Annotated in this window: 19 protein-coding genes; 7 read left to right on the forward strand and 12 right to left on the reverse strand. The window is 51.4% G+C overall.

The features are described 5' to 3' along the window. Nucleotides 1-39 precede the first annotated feature (39 nt). The gene (mnmC1, locus tag CBE72_RS06275) at nucleotides 40-2094 is read left to right on the forward strand and encodes an FAD-dependent 5-carboxymethylaminomethyl-2-thiouridine(34) oxidoreductase MnmC1 (protein ID WP_100142786.1); all 2055 of its coding nucleotides are present in this window, start codon (nucleotides 40-42) and stop codon (nucleotides 2092-2094) included. A gap of 89 nt (nucleotides 2095-2183) precedes the next feature. Here mnmC1 and CBE72_RS06280 read toward each other — a convergent pair whose 3' ends face one another. From CBE72_RS06280 to prmB, 5 genes are all read right to left on the reverse strand, one after another. After that, complete coding sequence (locus CBE72_RS06280; protein WP_100142787.1) at nucleotides 2184-2453, reverse strand: YfcL family protein; 270 nt, start codon at nucleotides 2451-2453, stop codon at nucleotides 2184-2186. Nucleotides 2454-2456: 3 nt separating this feature from the next. Then, nucleotides 2457-3584 (reverse strand): ATP-NAD kinase family protein, encoded by a 1128-nt coding sequence (locus CBE72_RS06285; protein ID WP_100142788.1) that lies wholly within the window; start codon nucleotides 3582-3584, stop codon nucleotides 2457-2459. 42 nt (nucleotides 3585-3626) lie between these two features. Next, the gene (locus CBE72_RS06290; RefSeq protein WP_100142789.1) at nucleotides 3627-4814 is read right to left on the reverse strand and encodes an MFS transporter; all 1188 of its coding nucleotides are present in this window, start codon (nucleotides 4812-4814) and stop codon (nucleotides 3627-3629) included. Then, nucleotides 4815-5909: a chorismate synthase gene (gene aroC, locus CBE72_RS06295; protein WP_100142790.1), complete on the reverse strand. Its 1095-nt coding sequence runs from the start codon at nucleotides 5907-5909 to the stop codon at nucleotides 4815-4817. A 96-nt stretch (nucleotides 5910-6005) separates the two neighbouring features. Next, nucleotides 6006-6950, reverse strand: a complete 945-nt coding sequence (gene prmB, locus CBE72_RS06300) for a 50S ribosomal protein L3 N(5)-glutamine methyltransferase (RefSeq protein WP_100142791.1) — start codon at nucleotides 6948-6950, stop codon at nucleotides 6006-6008. Between the two features lie 84 nt (nucleotides 6951-7034). On the opposite strand from prmB, the gene smrB reads away from it, so the two are divergent. Further along, a complete protein-coding gene (smrB, locus tag CBE72_RS06305; RefSeq protein WP_025010455.1) occupies nucleotides 7035-7565 on the forward strand; it encodes an endonuclease SmrB in 531 nt (176 codons plus the stop codon). A gap of 172 nt (nucleotides 7566-7737) precedes the next feature. On the opposite strand, the gene sixA is transcribed toward smrB, so the two are convergent. Then, nucleotides 7738-8208 (reverse strand): phosphohistidine phosphatase SixA, encoded by a 471-nt coding sequence (gene sixA, locus CBE72_RS06310; protein ID WP_100142792.1) that lies wholly within the window; start codon nucleotides 8206-8208, stop codon nucleotides 7738-7740. Nucleotides 8209-8380: 172 nt separating this feature from the next. Here sixA and CBE72_RS06315 point away from each other — a divergent pair, with 172 nt between their 5' ends. From CBE72_RS06315 to CBE72_RS06325, 3 genes are all read left to right on the forward strand, one after another. Next, nucleotides 8381-11170 (forward strand): insulinase family protein, encoded by a 2790-nt coding sequence (locus tag CBE72_RS06315; RefSeq protein WP_100142793.1) that lies wholly within the window; start codon nucleotides 8381-8383, stop codon nucleotides 11168-11170. A 271-nt stretch (nucleotides 11171-11441) separates the two neighbouring features. Beyond that, nucleotides 11442-15734 carry an EAL domain-containing protein gene (locus CBE72_RS06320; protein ID WP_100142794.1) on the forward strand — a complete coding sequence of 1431 codons (4293 nt, stop codon included), beginning with the start codon at nucleotides 11442-11444 and terminating at the stop codon, nucleotides 15732-15734. A gap of 119 nt (nucleotides 15735-15853) precedes the next feature. Then, nucleotides 15854-16372: a hypothetical protein gene (locus tag CBE72_RS06325; protein WP_100142795.1), complete on the forward strand. Its 519-nt coding sequence runs from the start codon at nucleotides 15854-15856 to the stop codon at nucleotides 16370-16372. Nucleotides 16373-16579: 207 nt separating this feature from the next. Here CBE72_RS06325 and CBE72_RS06335 read toward each other — a convergent pair whose 3' ends face one another. The 3 genes from CBE72_RS06335 to CBE72_RS06345 form a co-directional block, all read right to left on the reverse strand. Further along, a complete protein-coding gene (locus tag CBE72_RS06335; protein ID WP_229671804.1) occupies nucleotides 16580-16798 on the reverse strand; it encodes a hypothetical protein in 219 nt (72 codons plus the stop codon). Nucleotides 16799-16961: 163 nt separating this feature from the next. Next, nucleotides 16962-19415 carry an ABC transporter permease gene (locus CBE72_RS06340; RefSeq protein WP_100142798.1) on the reverse strand — a complete coding sequence of 818 codons (2454 nt, stop codon included), beginning with the start codon at nucleotides 19413-19415 and terminating at the stop codon, nucleotides 16962-16964. Beyond that, nucleotides 19415-20227, reverse strand: coding sequence for an ABC transporter ATP-binding protein (locus CBE72_RS06345; protein WP_100142799.1), 813 nt, complete (start codon nucleotides 20225-20227; stop codon nucleotides 19415-19417). The genes CBE72_RS06340 and CBE72_RS06345 overlap by 1 nt, the downstream gene beginning before the upstream one ends. On the opposite strand from CBE72_RS06345, the gene CBE72_RS06350 reads away from it, so the two are divergent. Continuing rightward, nucleotides 20166-20840, forward strand: coding sequence for an arylesterase (locus CBE72_RS06350; protein WP_100142822.1), 675 nt, complete (start codon nucleotides 20166-20168; stop codon nucleotides 20838-20840). The genes CBE72_RS06345 and CBE72_RS06350 overlap by 62 nt on opposite strands. A 47-nt stretch (nucleotides 20841-20887) precedes the next feature. Here CBE72_RS06350 and CBE72_RS06355 read toward each other — a convergent pair whose 3' ends face one another. Then, nucleotides 20888-21388 (reverse strand): GNAT family N-acetyltransferase, encoded by a 501-nt coding sequence (locus tag CBE72_RS06355; RefSeq protein ID WP_167387643.1) that lies wholly within the window; start codon nucleotides 21386-21388, stop codon nucleotides 20888-20890. A gap of 208 nt (nucleotides 21389-21596) precedes the next feature. Here CBE72_RS06355 and CBE72_RS06360 point away from each other — a divergent pair, with 208 nt between their 5' ends. Next, complete coding sequence (locus tag CBE72_RS06360) at nucleotides 21597-22658, forward strand: DUF3083 family protein (protein ID WP_100142801.1); 1062 nt, start codon at nucleotides 21597-21599, stop codon at nucleotides 22656-22658. A 96-nt stretch (nucleotides 22659-22754) separates the two neighbouring features. Here CBE72_RS06360 and CBE72_RS06365 read toward each other — a convergent pair whose 3' ends face one another. Together CBE72_RS06365 and sohB are read right to left on the reverse strand one after the other, a co-directional pair. Then, nucleotides 22755-23474 (reverse strand): suppressor of fused domain protein, encoded by a 720-nt coding sequence (locus CBE72_RS06365; RefSeq protein ID WP_100142802.1) that lies wholly within the window; start codon nucleotides 23472-23474, stop codon nucleotides 22755-22757. 448 nt (nucleotides 23475-23922) lie between these two features. Then, entirely contained in the window at nucleotides 23923-24945 is a 1023-nt protein-coding gene (gene sohB / locus CBE72_RS06370) for a protease SohB (protein ID WP_167387644.1), read from the reverse strand.

The raw sequence follows: 24945 nt of genomic DNA on the forward strand, positions 1-24945 counted from the left end.
AATAATGCCGAATAAGGCCTCCAGAGTAAAAGATTGCCCGTGAAACAGGAACAACTTCGGCCATCCGGCAGTGAAAATACGCAAACTTGCAGCCAAAATCCCACATCTGCGGATACAACACAAGCCCCGGCGACAACTCTTGCGCCCTATCAACAATCCCAGTCCAATGACAAGCCCTTTGGGCGGCAAATCTGTCTGGCGGCGGTAGGCAGCGAAGCCCTATTGCCTCTATTGCAACTCTGGAGCCAACTAAGGCAGGATTATCCCAAGCTTGTGTTACAGTTCTTGCTGTTTGCCGCCGATAGAGACTCCCGGACAGAATCGCTTGAGGTTCTGCAAAGCAAACTGCCATTATGGCAGACAATGCAATACGCGGCATCCGAAGAGAGTATAACTATCGGGTTAAAGAGTTTGCTCGGCGAACTACAGGCAGCCACGCTTCTAGCTATCCCCGGCTGTCAACGTTTTGTGCTCGATGGTGGTCGCCTGAGATTGGATCTCTATCTCGAGTTTGACGCCACGCAGCTCAAAGCACTGCCAGGTTTAAGTAATGAGGGCTGGATAGACAACTGGCTATGGCTCGCAGAACCTTCGCCCTCGCAGGCGATAGTCTGGGAAATGGCGCGCTTGGCTAAAGACTACGCCGACTTACTGTGTCTGCCAAGTAAACGCGATGCACTTGCCCCTTTATTAACCGATAGCGGACTCAAGGCTACAGATTTTCATCATTTCACCTCATTGCTCGGCGGAGATAAGAGCAAGCTCGCGCCTATCGCCAAGGCTGAGCGCCTTGCCTTGCGACACCAAAGCTGCGCCGAACGGGCCCCCTGGCCACTCTATCGGGAACCCGCGCTTGCAGCCGATGAATCTATTGCCATTATCGGTGCCGGTGTGGCCGGTAGTCAGCTGGCGTTGTCACTGGCGGAGCGTAAGCAACACTGTCAGGTATTTTGCAGTGAGGACAATGCGGGAGAGAGCGCCAGCGGCAACCGTCAGGGCGCGCTCTACCCGCTGTTGACTCCGGAAACATCCGAGCTCAACACCCTGTTCCAACAAGGTTTTCTCTTTAGTCGGCGGCGGATAACCGCGCTGGCTGCCGCCGGTTTCGATATCGCCTATGACTTTTGCGGTGTGTTGCATACAGGTTTTGATGAGCGAAGCCGCGCCCGTCTGAATAAGATTGCCATGGGCCAAAACTGGCACCCGGATATTCTGCGCCGGGTCGACAGCACTGAGGCGACAGAGCTTGCGGGATTGGATATAAAAGAAGATGGTCTTTTTTACCCTCTGGGTGGCTGGGTCTGCCCCAGAGCCCTGTGTCAGGCCGCCATCCAATACGCTGTCGACTCGACCTATTGTGACTTTAAACCCCGAACCCATATCAGCAAGATTTCAAGAGAAGGTAGCCACTGGTGGCTGAGTGCCGCCGATGGTCGCCGCTTTGGACCATTCAAGAAATTGGTGCTGGCAAGCGGCGCTTCGCTGACGGCGCTGCCACAAACTTCGGCCCTGCCCGCCTCCTCCTTTCGCGGCCAGGTCAGTGAAGTTGCAACCCAAGGCGGTTTGGGAGCGCTTAAGGCAGTACTCTGCGCCAAGGGCTATCTCACCCCGGCCTGGGAGGGTATTCATTGCCTGGGAGCCAGTTATGTTAAGGATCCCGAGCAGTTGGCCTACAGCGCAGTCGAGCAGAGAGAAAATCTGCAAAAAATCGCCATGAGTTATCCGGATGCCGACTGGCACCAGGGGCTGGTGATGGGGCAAGGTGCCAGAGTGGGTGTGCGTATGGTCACCCGGGATCACTTTCCCATGCTGGGACAAGCGCCGGATATCGATGCGCTCATGCGGGGCTATCAGCAACATCAGCACACTCCCGAGAGTGCCCGCTACTGGCAACAGACGCAGGCGCCTGTGCATCCGGGTCTATATGTTCTTGGTGGTTTGGGCTCCCGCGGCCTCAGCACAGGTCCATTGGCGGCGGAAATTCTGGCATCAGAACTTTGCCATCAGCCTTTGCCTGTTGGAAGTACACTGCTGCAGCGCCTCAACCCCAACCGGATGTGGATGCGAAAGCTCATCAAAGGCAAGGCACTGTAAACTCTCTGCATTCGCTATCATTTCAAACACAAAAAGTCAGACACAAAAAAGCCCCGAACGGGGCTTTTTGTGTTCTTGCTCAAACCCGATCAGGCGGCGATCCGCTGTTTCAGTTCTGACCAAGCGTTATCCACCAGACGGTAGTCGGCATCTTCAAGCTCTTTGGCTGCCAGTTTCAGGCATTGCTGCATGCGCTCATTCAAGGCATCCAGCCCTTGCTCTGACTCGTTTTCCAGCTCGGCCAGCACCACGGCAAAATGGCCTTGAAGGTAACCGCTGGCAAACAGGGCATCATCGTCACCGCCGGCCACTATCTCGCCAATCCACTGCTCCAATGCCTGTTCGTACTTCTCTAACATGCTCTACTCCGCTAAGTCTGGGTTGGCCACCTGATACATCACGTAATCCCGATAACCTGTCACAATTCGATAATAGCCACTAAGTTCGCTATCCAATTTCTGGTCGCCACTATCCACGATAAGCGGCCTGCCTTCAAGTGCTTTTAGTTTGCTTTTGGTGGCAAGAATGATGATATTTTCCTTGCCAATGCGCCTGATAAGCTCGGGCGACAACTGCTGGTTGCCACGGCCAAGAATGTGCCCTTGGCCGCCTATCAGGGTAATGACCAACTTAACCTTTTGATTTTCAGTGGCACTCAATAACTGCGCCGCATTAAGATCCGAGGCCAGCAGGGTCTTGTTCCGCACCAGATCCACCCCGAGCAGGGTGTTATCGAGCCCCAGCTCCTCCATCACGGCCGCCACTGTACTGCCGGAGCCCATGATATAGAGCTCATCTTCCATATCGCCGACCACCTCGGCGGCAATATCCGCCAGCACCAGTTCATCCACCTCGCGGCCACCCATCTTCACCGCCTGGATATATCGCGGCTCGGCAGGTACTGTCATTTCACCATAACGCCGCGCCCTGACAATGCCTTGGCGGAAGGCCTCTTCATCTATGTCCATCACATCGGTGCTCATCAGACTCACCAAGGCGCCTTCCAGCAGCTGCTTCAATACCAGCCCGGATGCATGGGGAGTAATGCCGTAAACACCCGAATGAATTTTGACCCCGGCCGGTACACCGAGTACGGGGAAGTGCTCACCGACAACGCCGTAAATATCCCTTGCCGTGCCATCGCCGCCGGCAAACAGCAGCAAGTCCAGCTCCTGCGCCATCAAGGCCTTGGCGGCAGCTTGGGTATCACTGCGACTGGTATCCGTTGCCGCTTGGTAACACACCTCGGTGCGAAAACCCAACTTTTGCGCCAGGTCGGCACCCATATTCCCCGATGCGGTATAGATTTGCAGGCGCTCGGCAAAAGGCGTTATCACTGCCAAGGCCTGTTCCATTCGCAGACCGGCCTTGGGGGTGGCGCCAAGACTCAGCGCCTCTTTTGCCACACCGTCGCTGCCCTTGAGGGCCACACTGCCTCCAAGCCCGGCCAGCGGATTAATGATAAGGCCCAGTCGAAACATTTTACTCATAACTCTCTCCGGCAAATGATGCTCTGCTCTTGTAAGAAATCATCAGGCGTCAATGGGTTCCCCTTGTGATTGACGCCTGGAGTCGCTACCCGGAATAGCCAGCACGGCCAACATGGACAGCAAGGCGCACGCGGCGGCAAACACCCAACACCAGAAGGCGCCGCTGCCATCGCCCCAAATCAGGCCACAGATCCAGGTGCCCAAAGCACCGCCGACACCAAAGCTCAAACTGGCATAAAGTGCCTGGCCCTTGCTGCGGTGGCTGATATCAAAATTACGGTGCACAAACTGGATGGATGCCGCATGGGTCAAACCAAAGGTAAAGGCATGCAGCAGTTGGCTGAGTCCCAAAAGCAACATGCTTTCGGCGCCAAAAGCCACCAGCAGCCAACGCAGCGCCGTCATACCTATGCTCACCAGCAGCAGCGTCTTGACCCCATAGCGACCGAGTAACCTGGGCGCTATCATAAACATGAAGATTTCCGCCACGGCTCCTAGCGCCACAAAAATACCGGCGCTGGCCTCTGTGTAACCCACCTGTTTGAGATAAAGCACGAAAAAGCCGTAGAAAGGCCCGGCGCTGGCTTGAAGCAACATGGCAGACAGTAAAAACCACAGCAGCGGCCGCCCGAGTTTAAGTGCCGGCTTATCCTGCCCGGCCCCCGCCGAGGCGCGATTCGAAGGCAAAGGTAAAGCGCTGCCCAGTAACCCGAGAAACAGACTCAGCCCGACATAGAGCAGCACCTCGGGGCCAAACTCCTTGATGGCCCAGCCTGTACCCACCACCAGCACGATATAGCCGACACTGCCGAAACTGCGAATGAGGCCATACTTATTGGCTTCAGTACCCAGGGTCTCTAGGGTGATCACCTCAAGCTGCGCCAGAATCGCATTCCAGAAGAAGGTATAAAGGGCCAGACTCAGCGCCAGATAGAGAAAGCCGCCATGATAAAAGAAACTCAGATAGGTCAATGCGGCGGCAAAGGCGCCGAGCTTGATAAGCTCTGAGCGCATGCCGGTGCGATCCGCCACCAGCGCCCAGACATTGGGCGCGACTATGCGGGTTGCCATGAGTATGGCCAGCAGGAAGCCTATTTCGGCGGCATCGAAACCGCGGTTGTCAAAAAATACCCCCAGATAGGGCACCATGACACCGAGTATGCCAAAGAAGAAAAAATAGCAGGCAGAAAGCCAGGCGAGCTGTCCCCCTGCGGGAAACAGTCCGCGCATTTATCGCATTCCAAGTACAGGTGTAAGGCTGCTGACATCCTGGTTTTGGGCCCGATGACGCAGCAAGTGATCCATCAAGACTATCGCCAACATGGCTTCGGCAATGGGCACGGCGCGGATCCCGACACAGGGGTCGTGCCGCCCCTTAGTCACTACTTCGGCCTCTGTGCCCTGCACTGTCATGCTCTTGCCTGGCACGCTGATACTGGAAGTGGGTTTCAGCGCCATATGGGCCACTATGGGTTGCCCGGAAGAGATACCCCCGAGCACGCCGCCGGCATGGTTGCTGTCAAACCCGGCAGGCGACATCAGATCTCTGTGCTCTGAGCCCTTTTGGTTAACGACGGCAAAGCCATCACCGATTTCAACGCCCTTGACCGCATTGATCCCCATCAGTGCATGGGCAATATCGGCATCGAGACGGTCAAATACCGGCTCGCCAAGGCCGACCGGCACATTGGTGGCCACCACACTGACCTTGGCACCGATGGAATCACCGGACTTTTTCAGCTCGCGCATATAGTCATCCAACGCTTCCAACTTGGAAGCGTCGGGGAAGAAAAAGGGGTTCAGCTCTACCTGCGCCATATCCAGAGTGTCGGCGCAAATAGGCCCAAGCTGGGAGAGATAACCCTGGATCTCAATGCCGTGTACCGCCTTGAGGTATTTCTTCGCCACGGCCCCTGCCGCCACCCGCATGGCAGTTTCCCGCGCCGAGGAGCGCCCACCGCCGCGATAATCGCGCAGTCCATATTTTTGCTGATAGGTATAGTCGGCATGTCCGGGACGGAACAGATCTTTGATATTGGAGTAGTCCTGACTGCGCTGATCGGTATTTTCAATCAACAGGCCAATGGAGGTGCCTGTGGTCTTGCCCTCAAACACGCCGGAGAGAATACGCACCTGATCCGGCTCACGCCTGGCGGTAGTGTAACGGGAAGTCCCCGGACGACGACGGTCGAGATCCTGCTGCATATCGGCTTCGGTCAGCTCAAGCCCTGGCGGGCAGCCATCGATAATGCAGCCGAGTGCAAGCCCATGGCTTTCACCAAAAGTGGTGACGACAAAGTTCTGACCTATGCTGTTTCCCGACATCCGCTTAATTTCCCCCTAGAGATAAAGTGACCGGCCACTGAGGTTCGGCCATCCGAACCTCGGCTTTACTGGCCCATTGGCTAATGTGCCGCTTTATTATTCACTGTCTTTATAGATGGCGAACAGTGATTGATTTTCAACTAGCTGATCTTTTGTCAGCACAAACACCCCATCGCCGCCATGTTCAAAGCTAACCCAGGTGAAAGGCACATCGGGGAACTGCTCAATCAGGTGCACCATGGAGTTACCCACTTCCACCACCAGGATACCGTCATCTGTGAGGTAATCGGCGGCGTTGGCCAGAATGCGCTTGGTGATATCCAGGCCGTCTCGACCGGACGCCAAACCAATTTCCGGCTCATGGCGATACTCATCCGGCATCTCGGCAATATCTTCGGCATCGACATAAGGTGGGTTGGACACAATCAGATCGTACTGCGGCGCTCGTGGCACTGCGCTGAAGAGGTTGGACTGCATGGGAAACACCCTGTCCATCACACCGAGCGACTCAACGTTTATCTGCGCCACTTCCAGTGCATCCTCGCTGATATCCAGCGCATCGACCTCGGCCTCTTCAAATTGATAGGCACAGGCGATGGCGATACAGCCACTGCCAGTGCAGAGATCGAGGATCCGTCTTACCGGCTTGTTGTACAGCCAAGGACCGAATCCGTTTTGGATCATCTCGGCAATCGGTGAGCGAGGCACAAGCACCCTTTCGTCCACATAGAAGTCCAGCCCGGCAAAACGGGCGGTGTTGGTCAGATAAGGCACGGGTAAACGCTCGCGTACCCGGCGGATGATAAGCTCAACTATCTTGTGTTTTTCGCTGCTGGTGAGATTGGCGTGGATCACCTGCTGACCAATGTCATCGGGCAGATGCAGGGCGTGAAATACCAAGGAAACCGCTTCATCCCACGCGTTATCTGTACCATGACCATAATAAATATTGGCGTCATTGAAACGGCTGACGGCCCAGCGTAACATGTCGCCTACCGTCCGCAATTCGGTGACGGCTTCATCCACAAAGATCTTATCCAAAATCTGACTCCGGCTTTGTTCTTATTCCGCCTCCATTGTAACTGAAGTCTGTTCAGAAGAAACAGGATTCAATAAAATAGCCTGATGAACGAAGAAAACGACAAAGAAGGCCTGGCGGAATTTCAGGCACTGGTATCCGGGATCACCCCGCTCGACCAGGATAAACGCCATTTCCGCCCGCCGAGCAAAACCAAGAAGCAACTGGCTGAAAAAGAAGTTCAGATCCAGGCGGACAGTTATTTTTCAGACGTTTACCAGCCATTATTGCCAGTAAACGGCCCTATGCGTTGGTGTCGGGACGATGTGGACGCCATGGAAGTCAAACGTCTGCGTAGAGGCGATTATGTACCTGACTTTCTTTTGGATCTGCATGGTTACCGCCAAACCGAAGCCAAGCTGGAACTGGCGGCCTTGATCCAGGCCTGTATCCGTGAACACAGCCCTTGCTGTAGTGTCATGCACGGCTACGGCACCGGCATTCTCAAACAACAGTTGCCCATGTGGCTGGCGCAGCACCCCAAAGTCAAAGCCTTTCATCAGGCCCCCAAAGAATGGGGCGGCGATGCGGCGCTGCTGGTACTAATAGATATTGGCGAACATCCCCACAGACGCTAACCGCAGTTAAGCTGCGCCCTTTACAGACTTAGCACTATAAAATGCAAAGAACCCGGTCATGACCGGGTTGCTTGTTTTGCTGGTATTTTGCCCAAGAGTCACCTTTTTAATCAGTTAAGGCGCTTGAGTTTAGGTTAATCACCGCCCTGAAGGCTGCTTTAATCTGGAACCACTAGGCGATATTGTGCGGCCCTTGTTGCCACATCACACTAGCTTGCTGTCCATGCACATCGACAAGCACCACTGATGAAGTCGCAAATAACGGCGGCTCAATACCGGCCACCAATTCACTGACCATATAACCCAATAATGGCATGTGAGCTATCACCAACACCCTGTCTGCCTTGAATTGTTCGGCGTAAGCCTTCACCAGGCTGGCAGCCATTTCCGGGTCGGCCGATGGTACCAATTCATCCAATACCATCCATTTACGCGGTTCTGGAAAGTGTTTTCCCAGCTCCTGCCAGGTCTGCTGCGCTCTGAGGTAGGGACTCACCAACACCAGATCAAAGGCAGAAACAGAAGCATTCAGCCAGTTACTCATCTGTGTCGTATGGAGGCGTCCGGCGTCAGTCAGTATTCGCTCCCTATCTGAAGGGGCATCAAAGCTGGCCTCACCATGGCGCATTAGAAAAAGCTGCATACATCACTCACTACAGAAAAAAGTTCTTATGGTTCTAAGTCAATTGTAGCCCTTTATAGCGCGGCAACAAACCGCAGGGCTCTCAATCTTTAGTCGAAAAATCCAAGAGATATTTGCCAAAAAAGCATAAGGCTATCAATATATAACAATCTGTCTATACGGGAGTTATCCCTTGAGCACTTGCCAGTCTGTCATTTCCAGCCCCAATGATCACCGCAGCTATCGTCATCTGACTCTGACCAACGGCCTGCGGGTATTGCTGGTGCAAGATAGGCATTCTGCCCAGGCCGCCGCATCCATGGCGGTTAATGTCGGCCACTTCGATGATCCTCAATCCCGCCCCGGGATGGCACATTTTCTCGAGCATATGTTATTCCTGGGGACTGCCAAGTTTCCCGAGGCCGGAGGTTATCACAGTTTTATCAACCAACATGGTGGCAGCAATAATGCCTGGACGGGCACAGAGCACACCAACTTCTTCTTTGCCATAGATCCCCTGGTATTTGCCGAAGCGCTGGATAGATTCAGCCAGTTCTTTATTGCGCCCTTGTTCAATCAGGAGTTGGTGGACAGAGAAAGACACGCCATAGAATCTGAGTTCAGTCTCAAGCAGAAAGATGATATCCGCCGTATCTATCAGGTATTGAAAGAGACGGTCAACCCAGGGCACCCTTTCAGCAAGTTTTCCGTCGGCAACCTGCAAACCCTGGGCGGAGATGAGCAACAGCTCAGGGAAGAACTGCTTGCCTTCTACGACAGCCATTACAGCGCCAATCTGATGACCCTGTGTCTGGTGGCTCCGATGGCAATTGATGAGCTGGAGCAGTATGCCAGACGCTATTTCTCGTCAATAAAAAATCATGACCTGCAAAAATCCTATCCCGAACTGCCACTGTTCTCTAGTGACCAACTGCAAAAGCAGATCCATATAGTGCCACTTAAAGAGCAAAAACGCCTGACCCTGAGCTTTGCCCTGCCCGCTATCGATCGCTTCTATCGCAGTAAGCCACTGACCTTCATCAGTCACCTACTTGGGAGTGAGAGCCACGGCAGCCTGTTTTCCAAACTCAAGGAAGCCGGTCTGATCAACGGGCTTTCCGCCGGTGGTGGCATCAACGGCTACAACTTCAAGGAATACAACATCAGTATTCAACTGACCGACAAAGGTTTGAACCAAACCGACAAGGTGGTTGCGGCCTGCTTCGGTTATATCAAACTCATTGCCGATACTGGACTGGAAGACTGGCGCTATCAGGAAAGGGCCAATCTGCTCAAACTGGCATTTCGCTACCAGGAGCAGATAAAAGCCTTGGATCTGGCCAGTCATCTCAGCATCAATATGCAGCATTATCAGGTTGAAGATATTGTCTATGGCGACTATCGCATGGATGGCCTGGATGTCGCTGAAGCCAGAGCACTGATGAGCCTGATGACCCCGGATAATATGCGCCTGCAACTGGTGGCCCAGGATCTGGATACCGAACAACAGGCGGCCTGGTACCACACCCCGTATCAAATTAAGCCCATAGAAGACGCCAGGCTGGCACTGTGGCGCAGCGCCGAGGCTGAAACTGGGATGGAACTGCCAAGGCCCAATCCTTTCATCGTAGAAGACGCAATAGCCCGAAGTGAACCCAGTCGGCATCCTGAGCCGGTGATTGTCGCCGAAGGCGCCGGTTACCGTATCTGGCACAAGAAAGATGATGAATTCAATGTCCCCAAGGGACATCTTTATCTCTCGCTCGATTCGGATCAGGCCAGCCCCACGCCGAGACATGCCGCCTTGACCCGGCTGTATGTGGAAATGCTGCTCGATCATCTGACCGAACACACCTATCAGGCGGAAGTAGCCGGCCTCAGTTACAACATCTACCCCCATCAAGGCGGGCTGACCCTGCATTTAACCGGTTTTACCGGCAATCAGGAAACCCTGCTGGCGCTGCTGATACATAAAGCCCGGGAGCGCAGTTTTACCCAAGAGAGATTCAACCTTATCAAACGCCAGTTACTACGCAGTTGGTATAACCATGCCCAGGCGAAACCCATCTCCCAGCTGTTCACCAGCTTGACGGTAACCCTGCAAAAACGCAGTTATGAACCACTGCGGATGGCTGAGTTGTTGGAAGATATCACCCTGGACGATCTGCATGACCATGTGAGCGCCTTCTATGAAAAAATCTATCTGGAAGGTCTGGTCTATGGTGACTGGCTGGAGCAAGAAGCCCAGTCTCTGGGAAAACGACTCAGCCATATTCTGTCGCTGGTTTCCAAGCCCAGCCGTGAATCGGCAAGGGAGTTGGTCAACCTTCAGGGTAAAGGAACCGTACTCAGGGAGCTGAACATAGCTCACCCGGACAGCGCCATCATAGTCTATTACCAATCCGTGTTTGCCACTCCGGAGAAAATGGCGCTGTTCAGCCTGCTGAATCACACCATGTCATCGACCTTCTTCCACGAGCTGCGAACCCAAAGACAACTCGGTTATATGGTGGGCACAGGCTATCTGCCGCTGAACCGCCACCCGGGGATGATCTTCTATGTCCAATCTCCTACCGCCGGGCCACTGCAGTTACTGGAAGCCATAGATGAGTTTATCGCCGACTTCAATTACGCCGTGATGCAGATAACCAATGAGCAGTGGGAAAGCACCAAGCAGGGACTGATCAACCAGGTCATGGAGCATGATGCCAACCTCAAGACCCGCGGCCAACGTTATTGGGTCAGCATAGGCAATAAGGATTACCACTTTAATCAGCGCGAGCTGGTGGTGGCACAAATCAAGCGCCAAACCCGGGCCGGGCTGATTAAGTTTATGATGGATAAAATGCGCACCAAACACAGCGATCGTCTGGTGCTGTTCAGTACAGGAGAACAACACCGACATCTGGATCGCCTGCAAGCGGGCTCCCTGATCACAGACTTACGGGCTTTTAAACAGCAGGCTGAGCAGTTCAACCTTTAACCAATTGAGACAATATAAGCATTGTCGCAGCATTAAATGCATAACGAACATTCAGCCACTATACTCACCAATAGTAGACAGAAAAAGACACTTTACGGCACCAAGCAGCACAGAACGCTTAAAGGTCGCCCGATTACCAACAACCAACCAAGTGGCAACAACAAAGCAAAGACTTGTTATATGAGGTGTTGTTTTTGACAAATAAGCTACTTTCTGAAAGAGTTATCATTACACAATACTGGCATCACGCATTATAAAACTTATTAAATTTATGCCTAAATCATTGCTCGGTCTCATATTACTCTGGCCTCTGATTATTACCTTCTCCCAGGTTAAAGCTTCAGCATTTCCTCTGATTGATACTCCAGCCCCAATCCTTCTAAAAGCAGAAACATACGGCGTCCCAGAAGGACTTTCACAAAGTACGGTGACCTCGATAACCGAAGATGCTGACGGTTATATATGGGTAGGTACACTCAACGGCCTAAACCGCTTTGATGGAAAGGAGTTCAAGCAGTATTTCGCCAACGATGGAAGTGGACTCAAAAGTTCGTTTATTCAAAGTCTATACACGCACAAAGATCTTCTTTTGGTTGGCACCAACAACGGTCTCTACACCTACAATAAAGAAAAAAATATCTTTGTATCCATCAGTGGCGTGGACAGTGCGGTTTGGTCTCTCCAAATGATAGAGGATTCAATCTTGGTCGGTCTCAGTGACAAGATAGCCAAAATAGAACAGATCACAACCGTAACCCCAAAAATCAATCACCTACAGTCTGAGATTTTCCTCAATGTAAAACAAGTTATTACTGATAATAATGGCTACATAACTCGCAATCACGATGGTTCCATCTACCATACAGATGAAAATACAAATCAAAGTGAACTAATTTCAAAAGAATCAATATCCATCACCCATGATGGAAAATATATCTATATATTAAAAGATGATGGCATATATCGACTGAAGAATAATGAAACAAAAAAAATATCGATTGGGAACTATACTAGCATCTTCAGTTTAAACAATGAATTGTACGCGCTCAAAAATAATAAAATATTTCACATTCGCATTGATGGAGAAGAGAATCTATTAGGCTTAATCGATGGCATAGACCTTTCTACTTCTATGAGTTTTGTATACGCAGAAAAAGGCCGAATTTACATACCATTTTTAAACAAAGGTTTTTCTGTAATAGATATTGAACACCAACTCGCCTCAACTCTCTTAAGTAATACTAAAAATGTATGGAATACACAAAAGAACCAACAAAACGACATCCTCATTTCCGATGACACACAAATACTAACATTACTAAATGAAGATCTTGATGTTATATTATCTGTTGATACCGGACTCAAAGGCCCAAAAACAGCAGGTCTTGTTGCTGATTCTATATTTTATGGTTCACTTAATGGTTTATATGCCATAAACATCAATACAGGTACACGCTATCAAGTCTTAGATAGCCCAATAGTCGCTTTAGCCATCAATAGAGAAGAAACCAAAGTTGCGGTAAGCACAGAAAACTCTCAAGTAATTGAAGTTGAAGTTAAAAATCTAACAGTGATCAATCAGTATGACTTGAACAGTCAACCAGCAATATTCAATATGGCTTATGATGGTGATGAACTGTATGTCGCTACTCAGGCAGGTGTGTTTACTATCACTGATAATGCAGGAGTCAGTAACATTTTTGATGAAGAAATAACCTATAGTATTGCACCAACTGAGTTAGGCACATACTTGGGGACTGGAACTGGATTAAAATTTTACGACAAAGTCACCAAAAATATTGTGACCAAGTTCGTTATTAACAGTCCCATTTACTCGATAGCAACTGATTCTAATGGGAATTATGTTGCGACATCTATCAGAAAATTACTCATAGGGATTGCCGGAAAAACCTACGTTTTAAATGAAGACTTCGGCAGTCAATATGAATACAATACACAAAGCGCTGCAACTTGGAGAAATGGTTTTTTATTGGGAGGAATTTCAGGGTTAACCATTATTTCACCCAATGATATTGTCAACTTCAAGAATAGTCACAAGCCAAAAGCCAACCTCAATGAGTTATTAGTATTTAATATTCCTCAAATCGTCGACAACAGTAAACTTTCTGCTGCGCTTTCTCTCTCGAGCAAGATCAAACTAAAATATTCTGATTATCCCTTTACTATCAGATTCAATAGTCCTAAATATTCTCATATTAAACTCGAATATGAGTACAGACTTCAGGGACTTTCTGACGATTGGATCAGTTCCAAGGGTATAAACTCTGCAACTTATACTAATCTTTCTCCCGGAAGCTATACCTTTCAGGTCAGGGCGATAGATCCCATCACTGGTGAAAAAGGTCAAAATACTGAACTTCAGGTAGATATAACCCCTCCCTGGTGGCTTTCCACGCTTGCCAAAACCCTCTATGTATTGGCGATACTGCTGATACTGACGGCTATCACCAAAGCCGTGCTGCGCAAGAGAGAGATCCAGCGCCAAATAGCCTTGAGTGAGGAGCGGCTAAAACTCTCCCTCTGGGGCAGCGGCGATGAGATGTGGGACTGGGATATAGAAACGGGTCAGATATACCGATCTAATATCTGGGGCTCTCTCGAGTTTCCCCGCGACGGCCAGCGTTCCGGCCACCATGGCGAAGAGAGCAATATTCACCCTCAGGATAGAGAGCGGGTAAGAGAAGCACTCAACAAACACTTTTACGGTGAAACAGATCATTTTGAAGCGACCTATAGGGTAAAGAGCAAGAATGGTGAATGGCTGTGGATCCTCGACAGGGCCAAAATCGTTGAGCGGGATGAGCATGACAATGCCCTACGTATGACGGGAACCATCAAAAATATCAATAGCTTCAAGACAGCAGAAGAACAACTGCGCCTATTCGAGCGGGCGATAGAGAATATCTCAGAAGGCATGTTTATTCTGGATGCCGACTTCCATTATGTTGAGGTTAACGAAGCTTGCTGTGAACTAACCCAACACAGCCGCAACCAATTGTTGGGCACGACACTGCAATTCAGCCGCTACCCTGATAATTACAATCAACAGATAAAACAGTTATTGCAGCAATACGGTCGCTGGAGCAACGATATAGAAGCCATTAAGGGCGACGGTTCAGAGTTCCTGATGGAGCTCACCATAGATGCAATTTACGATGAACAAGGGGTCCTGACCCACTATGTTGGGGTGTTTTCCGATATCTCCCGTCGTAAACAACAAGAAGAAGAGCTGCGTAAGCTCACCAACAATGATCTCCTGACCGGTCTCCCCAACCGCTCCAACCTGCAAGTCACCCTAGGCAACCTGGTGAAAAAAGATCATCACCATACCCTGATGGTACTTGACCTGGATAACTTCAAAAAAATCAACGACTCACTGGGTCACCAGATAGGTGACGAGCTTTTAATCCTAGTTGCAGAAAGGCTGCAATTATCTATACCCGGACACACCAACCTCTATCGTCTCGGTGGGGATGAATTTGCCATTCTGGTGGATAAGAATCCCGACATTGGTTCCAGTGCTATGATAGCCAATCGCATCATCGATGCCTTCGGTCAAGCCTTTGAGCTGGCCGGTGAACAACTGGTTGTTGGCGTCAGTATAGGCATAGTGCTTTACCCTGAAGATGAACAAAATGAACAGGCGCTATTGAGAAAGGCCGATATTGCCATGTACCATGCCAAGTCTGCCGGTGGTAACCGCTATCAGTTCTACTCTGAATCCTTGAACCGCAATGCAATTAGGCAGTTGGAGGTAGAGAATCTCATCCGCGAAGGCCTGAAAGACAATCTGTTTGAAGTCTATTACCAGCCCAAAATAAATCTGCGTAGCGGTTTAGTGTCGGGTATGGAGGCCTTGGTCCGCTTGAATCATCCTCAGCATGGATTAATCCCACCCAATGATTTTATTCCGCTGGCAGAGGAAAATGGTCTAATTATTGAAATAGGCGACCTTGTTATGCGCAAGGCCTGCTTTGCCGCCCAGCAGTGGCGTGAACAGGGATTGTTTGATGGCCGTGTGGCTGTCAATTTGTCGTCGCGACAATTCGCCCTACCCGATCTGCAGCAAAGAATCGCGTCAATTTTACGTCTGACCCGCCTACCTGCTGCTAATCTGGAACTGGAAATCACTGAAGGGACTGTTATCAAGCATCCTGAAAAAGCCATTAAAGTCATGCAACAACTGGCAAAAATGGGAGTCTGTCTGGCGCTCGATGACTTTGGTACCGGCTATTCGTCTCTGTCGTATCTGAAGCGATTCCCCATTCACAGCTTGAAAATAGATAAAGCCTTTGTTGACGATATCGATAAATCGGACAGAGATTTAAAGATGGTCGACTCCATCATCACCATAGCCCACAATATGGGGCTTTCCGTTGTGGGCGAAGGCGTAGAAGAACCCTCACAACTGAGTATTTTAAAAGCATTAAATTGTGAAGAAATACAAGGATTTATTTATAGCAAGGCGGTTTCTGAGGCTGAATTTTCCGAGTATCTAAAACAAAATACCCCCGCATCTACAGGAAAGAAAAACACGATTTAAAAACCAAATTTAAACCAATTTAAAGACAAAGTAACATTTTGGCATAGCTCCTGCTTTGTCTCTCTCAGCGTCAAGAAGTTAACCGCTACTGTTACCACTACCCTGAGAGAGATAAAATAATGATTAAATCAATACTTGTTACCGCCGCCGTTGTTACCAGTTCACTGGCTTTTGCTGCTGCCCCCAATGTGAAGTTTAAGCCTGTCGAGCTGGCCGCTGCCCCAAACGTGAAGTTCAAGCCTGTCGAACTGGCCGCCGCGCCTAATGTGAAATTTACGCCTGTCGAGCTGGCTGCAGCACCTAATGTTAAGTTCAAACCTGTCGAGTTAGCCGCTGCCCCTAATGTGAAGTTTAAGCCTGTCGAGCTGGCCGCTGCCCCTAACGTGAAATTCAAGCCTGTCGAGCTGGCTGCCGCGCCTAATGTGAAATTCAAACCTGTTGAGCTGGCCGCTGCCCCTAACGTGAAGTTCAAGCCTGTCGAGCTAGCTGCCGCGCCTAATGTGAAGTTCAAACCTATCGAGCTAGCCGCTGCCCCCAACGTGAAGTTCAAACCTGTCGAGCTGGCCGCTGCCCCCAACGTGAAGTTCAAACCTGTCGAGCTGGCTGCCGCGCCTAACGTCAAATTTATATACGCCTGAGCCCGAGCCTTGGAGGACTAATTATGATCATATCAATCAAAAAGTTATTGGGTCTGACCAAACCAGAGCGTAAACGGGTGAAACTACCGGAGGGTCTGTGTCACCTGAAAGTGGTTCCTGCCAGAGGCTGGTGGAACTGATGAAACAGCGAAAAACAAGGGAGCATTTATGCTCCCTTTTGCTGTGATTTGGAATCAATAGAGGATTCTAGAAGGAATGCTTGATATCGCCGGGTCGAGTGGTTTTGCGGTGCGCCAATTGCCTATGTGCATTAAATAACAACATGGCGGCGGGTCCCAAAAACAACCCGGCAGCCACCCAACGTTTAACCCCCATTCCTGCCTTGAAGGCTGAATGTCCCAGAGTGTAAGCGGAGACGCCCATAGTCCCCGCCAAAGCCATAGCGCCTGCCAGTATCAGTGTCAACTCGCCTCACCTCACTTGTTGCAGCGCATCCCTTCACTGTCCAAAAGAAAGTCGGAATACTACCCCAGCAACGCTCAAAATAACAGCAAAAGATCAGTCATTCGCCACCCAAGCCTGGCAAAAAATGGTTCGACAAAATTGCCTGACAACCTATCCCCTGGCGCTACTCCAGCCTTAACAGCTCACCACAGGACTTTTGCAGCAGACTGCGACAACGCCACAGGCCAAGCAGTGCCACCAACAAGGCGCCACTGAGGGGAGCCAACAGCCACCATTGCCAGTGAGGACTGACTCTGAGTTCAAACACCTGAGTTTTCAAAAGCCAGAGCGCAAACTCCGCCACTGTGACCGCCAGAATGCCCGCCACGACACCTAGCAGTGCAAACTCCAACGCCGTGGCAAGCTTAAGCAAGCTTCCCGGCGCACCAAAGGTGCGTAGAACCGCCAGCTCTCGTTGGCGACTGGCCATGCCAGCTTCGGTCTGCGCTATCATCACCAGGGCACTGGCCAATACCACCAGCACCAACACCAGCGTCAGCGCCAAAGATACCTGGGCTACTATCTCTTTGAGCTGAGCCACCATGGCCCCCACATCTATGATAGAGACAGTGGGGAAATTACGGATAAGCTCAAGCACAACGGCCTTTTGACCATCATCCAGATGAAAACTGGCCATGGAGGTATAAGCAAAGGGGGCCAAGGCTTCCTGACTGAAAATCATAAAGAAGTTGGGTTGCAGAGTTTCCCACTGCACAGAACGAATACTGGCCACTTTGACAGTCAGCGTTTGGTTATCGATAACAAAACTCAGGCTGTCTCCGACAGTAATTCCCAAGCGCTCGGCCACCCCGGACTCCACTGACACGTCATCGGTTTGCCGATTAAAATGGCCCTCAAGGATCTCATTGTTGGGCGGCAAGGTATTTCGCCAGGTGAGATTCAGTTCCCTTGAAATCCCAAGGCGCCCTCTCTGCCCCTGTTCCTGCTCTTCGGCAGTGATCACCTCCTCACCATTGATAGCGCTGAGCCGACCGCGGATGACAGGATAGATATCTGTGGCAGCAATCTGGCGCTGAGCCATAAAGTCCGCCAGCGGCTCTACTTCGTCCGGGGCTATGTTAACCAGGAAATAGTTCGGTGCATCCTCAGGTAACTGCTTCTGCCATTCGCTAAGCAAGTCCTGACGCAACGCCATTATGGTCAGCAATAACACCAGGGCGCTGGAAAAGCCCACCAGTTGTACAGCGTTTTGTCTGGCGCGGCGCCTAAGGCCCGCCAGTGCCAGCGACAAGGGGTTGGTCGTGCGCATGCCAACACTCTGCCCCAGGCGGATTAACAAAAACCCCATCAGGCTGAGCAGCCCCCCAAGCAACACCACGCTGGCCACCACGGTCAGGGTCAAAGGCAAAGAGCGCGAGTAGAGCCAGCCGAGTAATCCCATGGCCGCCAAACTCAGCAGCAGATGCAACCACATGCCCAGACGTATTCCTTCTAGCTGGCGTTGCAACACCCTGAGCGGCGGAATAGCCAGCAGCCGCATCAACGGATAGGCACTGAACATAAAGGCGCTGATAAACCCTGTAGCCAGCCCCAAGAGAAGCGGCCTGATCATAGGCGGAGAATAGGCGGCAATTTCCGCGGGCAAGGCTCGGCTGATGAGATAATCCAGCACCAGGCCACCGAAGATCCCCAAGATCACTCCAAGAAAGGTCACCAGCAGCAGGTGCAGACCAAACAATAAACGGATTTGTCTTGCACTGGCGCCAAAGGTTTTCAGCATGGCAACCACATCATAGTGACGCTGACAATAACGCTGGGCGGCAATGCCGATGGCGGCGCACGCAAGGGCTATCCCCAGCAAGCTCGCCAGCAGCAAGAATCGCTCCGCCCGCTGCACCGCCCCGGCAATCGGCGAATCGCCGGATTGTACATCAACCCAACGTTGGCTACTGGTCAGCAGTGGCTTGGCGTATTCCTCAAAACGGCTCAGCGCCTGGCTGTCCCCGACAAACTGATAAAGATATGTCACCCGGCTGCCGGGTTGAATGACCCCGGTTGCCGCCACATCATCAAGGCGCATCAACACCAAGGGGGAAGAAGCAAATGGATTGAAACCGGCATCGGGCAGCCTGTCTATCTCCTTGGCCAGCGCCATCTGGGCGTTACCCAGCTCAACACTCTTGGGATACCCCAGCAATCCCCCAAGACGCATTTCAAACCACAGTTCACCTGGCTGCGGCAAGGTACTGGTTTCTCCTTGACGCAAGACAATTTTGCCCTTGAGCGGATAGGCATTATCAACCGCTCTGACAGTGACTAACTGAAAGGCATCACCGCTGTAAACCATAGAGTTAAACTGCAAACTCTGCGACTGCTTAAGCCCCAACGCGTTGGCCTGCTGCAGTATGCCTGCATCTATGGGGACGGGTGAATTAATGATTCGGTCGGCGGCAATAAACTTGGCCGCCTGGCCATTGATGGCGAGCTGCAATCTCTCACTGACCCGGGCCAGACCGGTGACAGACAACACCGCCAGGGTCAAGGCCAGCACAATCAATACCAACTGCCCTTGCTTGAGTTCGCGGCGAAACAGGCGCCATGCCAGCGTCCATTCCATCAGCGCCCCTCCTCTGCCGTTACCGATGCCGCCGACACCTGGCTCTCTGTCTTGGCCTCATGCAAACCGGCCTCTTCCGGCGGGGTTTGCTGCCCCTGTTCATATAATCGCCCTTCGTGCATCTCTAACTGGCGCTCACAGCGACTGGCCAATTGCATATCGTGGGTCACCAGAATCAAGGTGGTCGAACTCTCGCGATTGAGCTCAAACAGCATGTCGGCAACCTTGTCGGCGTTGTGTTTATCCAGGTTGCCCGTGGGTTCATCGGCAAACAGCACCTTGGGTTCGCTGATAAAGGCTCTGGCGATAGCAACCCGCTGCTGCTCACCGCCGGAAAGCTGTTTCGGGTAATGATTCAGCCTGTGCCCGAGGCCAACTCGCTCCAGCATGGCTTTGGCTCGCTCTCTGGCATCCTTGATACCCGCAAGTTCAGCCGGCAGCATGACATTTTCCAGGGCGTTGAGGGTATCAACCAACATAAAAGACTGAAAAATAAAGCTGACTTTCTGCTTACGCAGCGCAGCCTTCTGTTCTTCATTCAGCCCCGCCAGGGCACTGCCATCGAGCCAAATCTCACCGGACGAGGGGGTATCCAATGCCGCCAACAGGCCCAGCAGAGTTGATTTGCCTGAACCTGATGGCCCAAGAATGGCCACACTCTGGCCCGGCTTGACATCCAAATTGATGCCACTCAGGATAGTCAGGTCACCTTCCTGAGTAGTGACAGTTTTTACGAGATGGGAAACCTTAATGGCACTGTTCTTCAAAATTGCTTCCTTATGCTTGCGTCCGCTGGCATTGATACCAGTCATATTCTTGTTCTCTGCGCTGCCCGTCAAGGCCGCTGATGTACTGATCCTGGGGGACAGCCTGGGAGCCAGTTACGGCATGGCCGAGAAACAGGGTTGGGTCGAAGGGCTGAGACAAGCCTTACCCGAGCATAACATTGTTAATGCCTCTGTCAGCGGCGAAACCACGGCCGGTGGCCTCAGAAGATTGCCTCAGTTGCTGGAGTCGGTAAAACCCTCGCTGCTGTTGGTGGAGCTTGGCGGTAATGATGGTCTGAGAGGCTTTCTGCCAACGGAGCTGAAAAACAATCTTACAAAAATCATTGCGCTGGCTCATCAATCCGGCGCCAAGGTGCTGCTTTCCGAAGTCATGGTGCCGCCAAACTACGGCCCCAGATATGCCAACGCCTTCAGCGCCGTTTACAGTGACCTGGCCAAACAGCCCAACGTCACCCTGATGCCCTTCTTTATGACAGAGATCGCACCCTTCCCCGAGTTGATGCAGGCCGATGGGCTGCACCCGAACGAAAAGGCCCAGCCCAAGATCACCGCCTTTGTGCTGCCCTGGGTTGAATCGGCAATCGAAGCCATCAAAGCCCCTGCCACAGACGCATCTGCGCCGGCAACAGGCGGATAAGACTATCGCCGGACATAATAGCCGCAGGACGACATAGCGAAAAACGACTAAAGGCTGCGGCTGAATACCCTCAACTTGTGCCCCATCAGTTCACTTTCTTCCTGCGGCAGCATACCCAACTTGAGGGCTATCGCTTCCGAGCCCAGGTTGCCATCCATGATCAGGGCTATCAACTCATCCACGGCGCAAATCGCTTTTATTTTGGGCAATGCATGGCTGGCGGCTTCATAACCCAGTCCCTGGCCCCAGTATTCAGGCAGATACCTGTATCCCAACTCAACCTTGCCGAACTCCGGCAGGAACTTGGGACCGCAAAAACCTATCACCTTGCCATCGGCCTTATGCTCAACCGCCCAGCGACCATAGCCATACTTGCGGTAGTCGGCCAAAATGACCTTTTCAAGCACCTGACCGGCCTCTTCAATATCCTTCAATGGCTCGCCGGGGATATACCTCAGCACTTCGGGAATACTATTCATGGCAAACAAGGCCTGCTGATCACCATCACGGAACTGTCTCAAAATTAATCTGGGGCTTTCGGTAATCAAGATTAACGACTCCTTGTTATTCAGTTTGTTGCCTTAAGGTTGGCTAAAGTTTATTAATGTTTAATAAATCATAACCATAGATTACACTAGGGCGAGTGCGATAAGTCCATACCCGATCGGATTGAAAGTTGTTTTGTCGCAATAAGATTGCAGTGCAACCCGGCTAGTATGCCCATACCGGCCTGATAACATAAAACAAGGAAAGCGTATGTCCCAGCAAAAAGTCTATATTCCCCTAGCCACCCGTACCAGCCAGTACATCATGGCTGAAATACTGATGACAGATGCGCTGCTCAGCCACTATGCCAGTTACGAAAACTGCTACCGCGAGATCAGCAAGTTGGTATTCCAGTTGGCAGAAAAGGAAGATCTGCACAACATTCATGTGATCGCCAATGACAAACTACCTGTGGTGCGTTTTCACACCGAGGCCTACTGCTTCCAAACCGCCGAACAGATCCTGTTCTTTTACAACCCGGCCTACCATGAAGCCCAGAACCTTTTCTTCCAGCCGGACTACAAGGCCCGCAAGTTAAGACTGTTGTTTTTGGCTACAGGTAAGGAAATTCGTGCCAACGCCGCCAATTTCCACAGCCGGGTCAATGCCGTATTGAATGGGGTGTTGGACAACCTGCCGGAGCAGGAATTAAGGGTCAAAGTCCGCGATCACCAGCACATGGCCTACGATCTCTTCGCCCGTGCCAAGGGGGAGAAAAAGACCTATGGCTACAAGCTCAGGGATATTTATCAGCGCTACAAGTCGCGCAAGTGCAAACTGCCGGAAGATCACAGCTCATTGGCCTATGTCACCGTCAGCCTGCCGCTGAGCCGCCGCCTGAAGCAGAGCGTGCTGGAAGAAGAGCATACCGAAGACTTCAGCCCGCTGTACCAGTTTCTTGAGGACAAGTTCCGCAGCGCGGCGGCCGGCAAGCAATTACACCGCATCGCCATAGTGGCCAACGGCCTGATGCCTTTGGTTCGCAACAGTAAGTTCGAGAAGGTGGAAAGTACTGCCGAAGCCCAGATGATAGGCTTTGATCCTGCGGCAACCGACACTCAGTTTGTCAGCCATTGGGATGGGCGCAACCTGGTAGAATCGGTGCACTTTTTGCTGGTTGCCGGTAAAGAGGACTACACAGAGCCAGGTTATGGCCGCTATATGAACCAGGTGGAAGCAGCCTTGAAAGACTTTGCCGAAGCCATAGGTTTGGATCCGGAGCGCCGTGAACTGGTGTTGAGATTCCATCAGCACATCAGTTACAAGCGTTAAGACTCAAAAAAACCGGGCTAGCCTGCACAATGCAGCTCAGCCCGGCTTTTTATCTTGTTATTATGAGTGTGCTATGAGTGAGTCCCCGGGGCTCGGTTATTTCCGCCCTGTGACCACATTGATTCTGGCAATGTCCACCAGATCGCTCACCTGATACTTGTCGAACAGATCCAACAAGGCATCGCTGCCCTGCTCCAGTTTCAACATCATCTCTTCTTCATAAAGCGGCACCAGGCTATAAAAATTGATGCACTTGTCCTGGTCAATTTCCAGGGTGTGAAAAGCGTCATCAAGTAGCAACGACGGCAGAACTATCATGCCGTTTTGACGGGTATTTTCGGCAAAGGCTTCGGCAGGATCACCATTGGGTATTGTGTGTCCCCAGCCCAGCCAGCTGTCGTATTTATGCGGAAAGCGCGCTAAAAACTTAAGCTGCCTTACAGGCCAGTACCACTTTTCATCGCTGAAGGCTTCCTGACTTATCTGCCAATGCGCCGGCAAGGTGATCATCAGCTCCATAAACCTGGGGATATCCGCCTCTTCGGGGGTACTCATAGGCAAGTCACTCATGCCGGAAGTCACCAGAGTATGGAACGGTCGCTCGTCTGTCGGTGCCACATAATGCACATCAATATGCACAGTATCCGAGATAACTTCATGAAAGACCCAGGTGACTTCACCAATATGGCGCTCAATATGTTCGCTTATCTGGACGATACACTCTTCACCCATAGGCGATTGCCATTCCTTTTCACCATCCGTGTATCTGAAAATGGGATCACCGGAAAGGCTGTATTCTTGTTCATCCTTACTCATGCCAACTCCTTTTGATTCTGACGCATGAGGTTTTATCACTGCCGGCGAACTAAATCCAGAATAAATGATGAAAAACAAACTGTTGTTAAAATAGTGTTTACATATGGCGATAACATCTCAATCTGTTATTTGCCGCTACTTGCATTATTTGGCACTAATTTGGCCGGATTTCACATTGTCAGTCGGGAAATGAATCGGGATCTTGTTAACGGAATAATAACAATAATCAGGAGAGATTATGTTCAACAAGAAAAACCCCTGACTTTGGCGTTGCTGGCAGCCGGGTTAACCGTGGGACTCATTGCCTGCTCGGATGACGACAATACGTCTCAAACCACTGAACCGCCGGTCGTGACGCCACCGCCGGCACGGTTTTACCGGAAGAATAGTGGCATAAAAAACCCCGGCGTGCCGGGGTTAGATTAGCGAATGGATTAAACAGCAGGAGTTACATTGGCCGATTCTTCTCGGCCAACTTGTTGTAGCAGGCGTTGAGCATCAAAGAAGCGCTGTGGGCCAACTTGTCGGCCAGTTTCTTGCGTAGCTGATATTTTACCTTGATCACAGTGCGATCCGCGGCCAACTTCAGCAAGAGATCATCACTGGTGCCGACTTCATCTATGAGCCCCAGCTCTATGGCCTGCTGACCATACCAATGTTCACCTGTTGCCACCTTGTCCAGCTCCAGTTGCGGCCGATAACGCCCGACAAAGTCTTTGAACAGCTGATGGGTTTCTTCCAGTTCCTGTTGGAACTTGGCTCTACCCTCATCTGTGTTCTCACCGAACAGCGTCAGGGTGCGCTTGAAATCACCGGCGGTATGCTGCTCATAATCAATGTCATGCTTCTTCAGCAACTTGTTAAAGTTCGGCAATTGGGCAACAACACCTATGGAGCCTATGATAGCGAACGGCGCGGCAATAATGCGGTCGGCGACGCAGGCCATCATATAACCGCCACTGGCAGCCACCTTATCGACACATATGGTCAGCGGCAGCCCGGCATTGCGGATCCTGTCCAGTTGGCTGGCCGCAAGGCCATAACCATGAACCATGCCGCCGCCACTCTCAACGCTGGCGACGACCTCATCACCTTCCTCGGCAATTGCCAAAATGGCGCTGATCTCTTCCCGCAGTGACGCCACCTCGGCCGCTTCTATGCCACCTTTGAACTCGATGACATACACCTTGGGATCTTTGACTTCCCCGGCATCAAGCGCCTTGTCGTGGGCCTTTTGCTCGGCCTTGAGCTGTTTCTCATAGGCCTTGAACGCCTTTTTGCCCAAAAGCTCTGCCTTGAGGTGATGCTTGAGCGATTTAAGCTCATCGCTGAGATGCGTCAGTTTCAGCTCGCCCCTGTCACTCTTTTGTTTTACCGCCGATGCCACCACAATTACCACTATGGCACCCACTGCCACCACCAAAGTAATCGCCTTGGCCAGAAATAATCCGTACTCGTATAAAAATTCCAC

Origin of the sequence: Shewanella carassii (assembly GCF_002777975.1) — a bacterium.
GTDB lineage: Bacteria > Pseudomonadota > Gammaproteobacteria > Enterobacterales > Shewanellaceae > Shewanella > Shewanella carassii.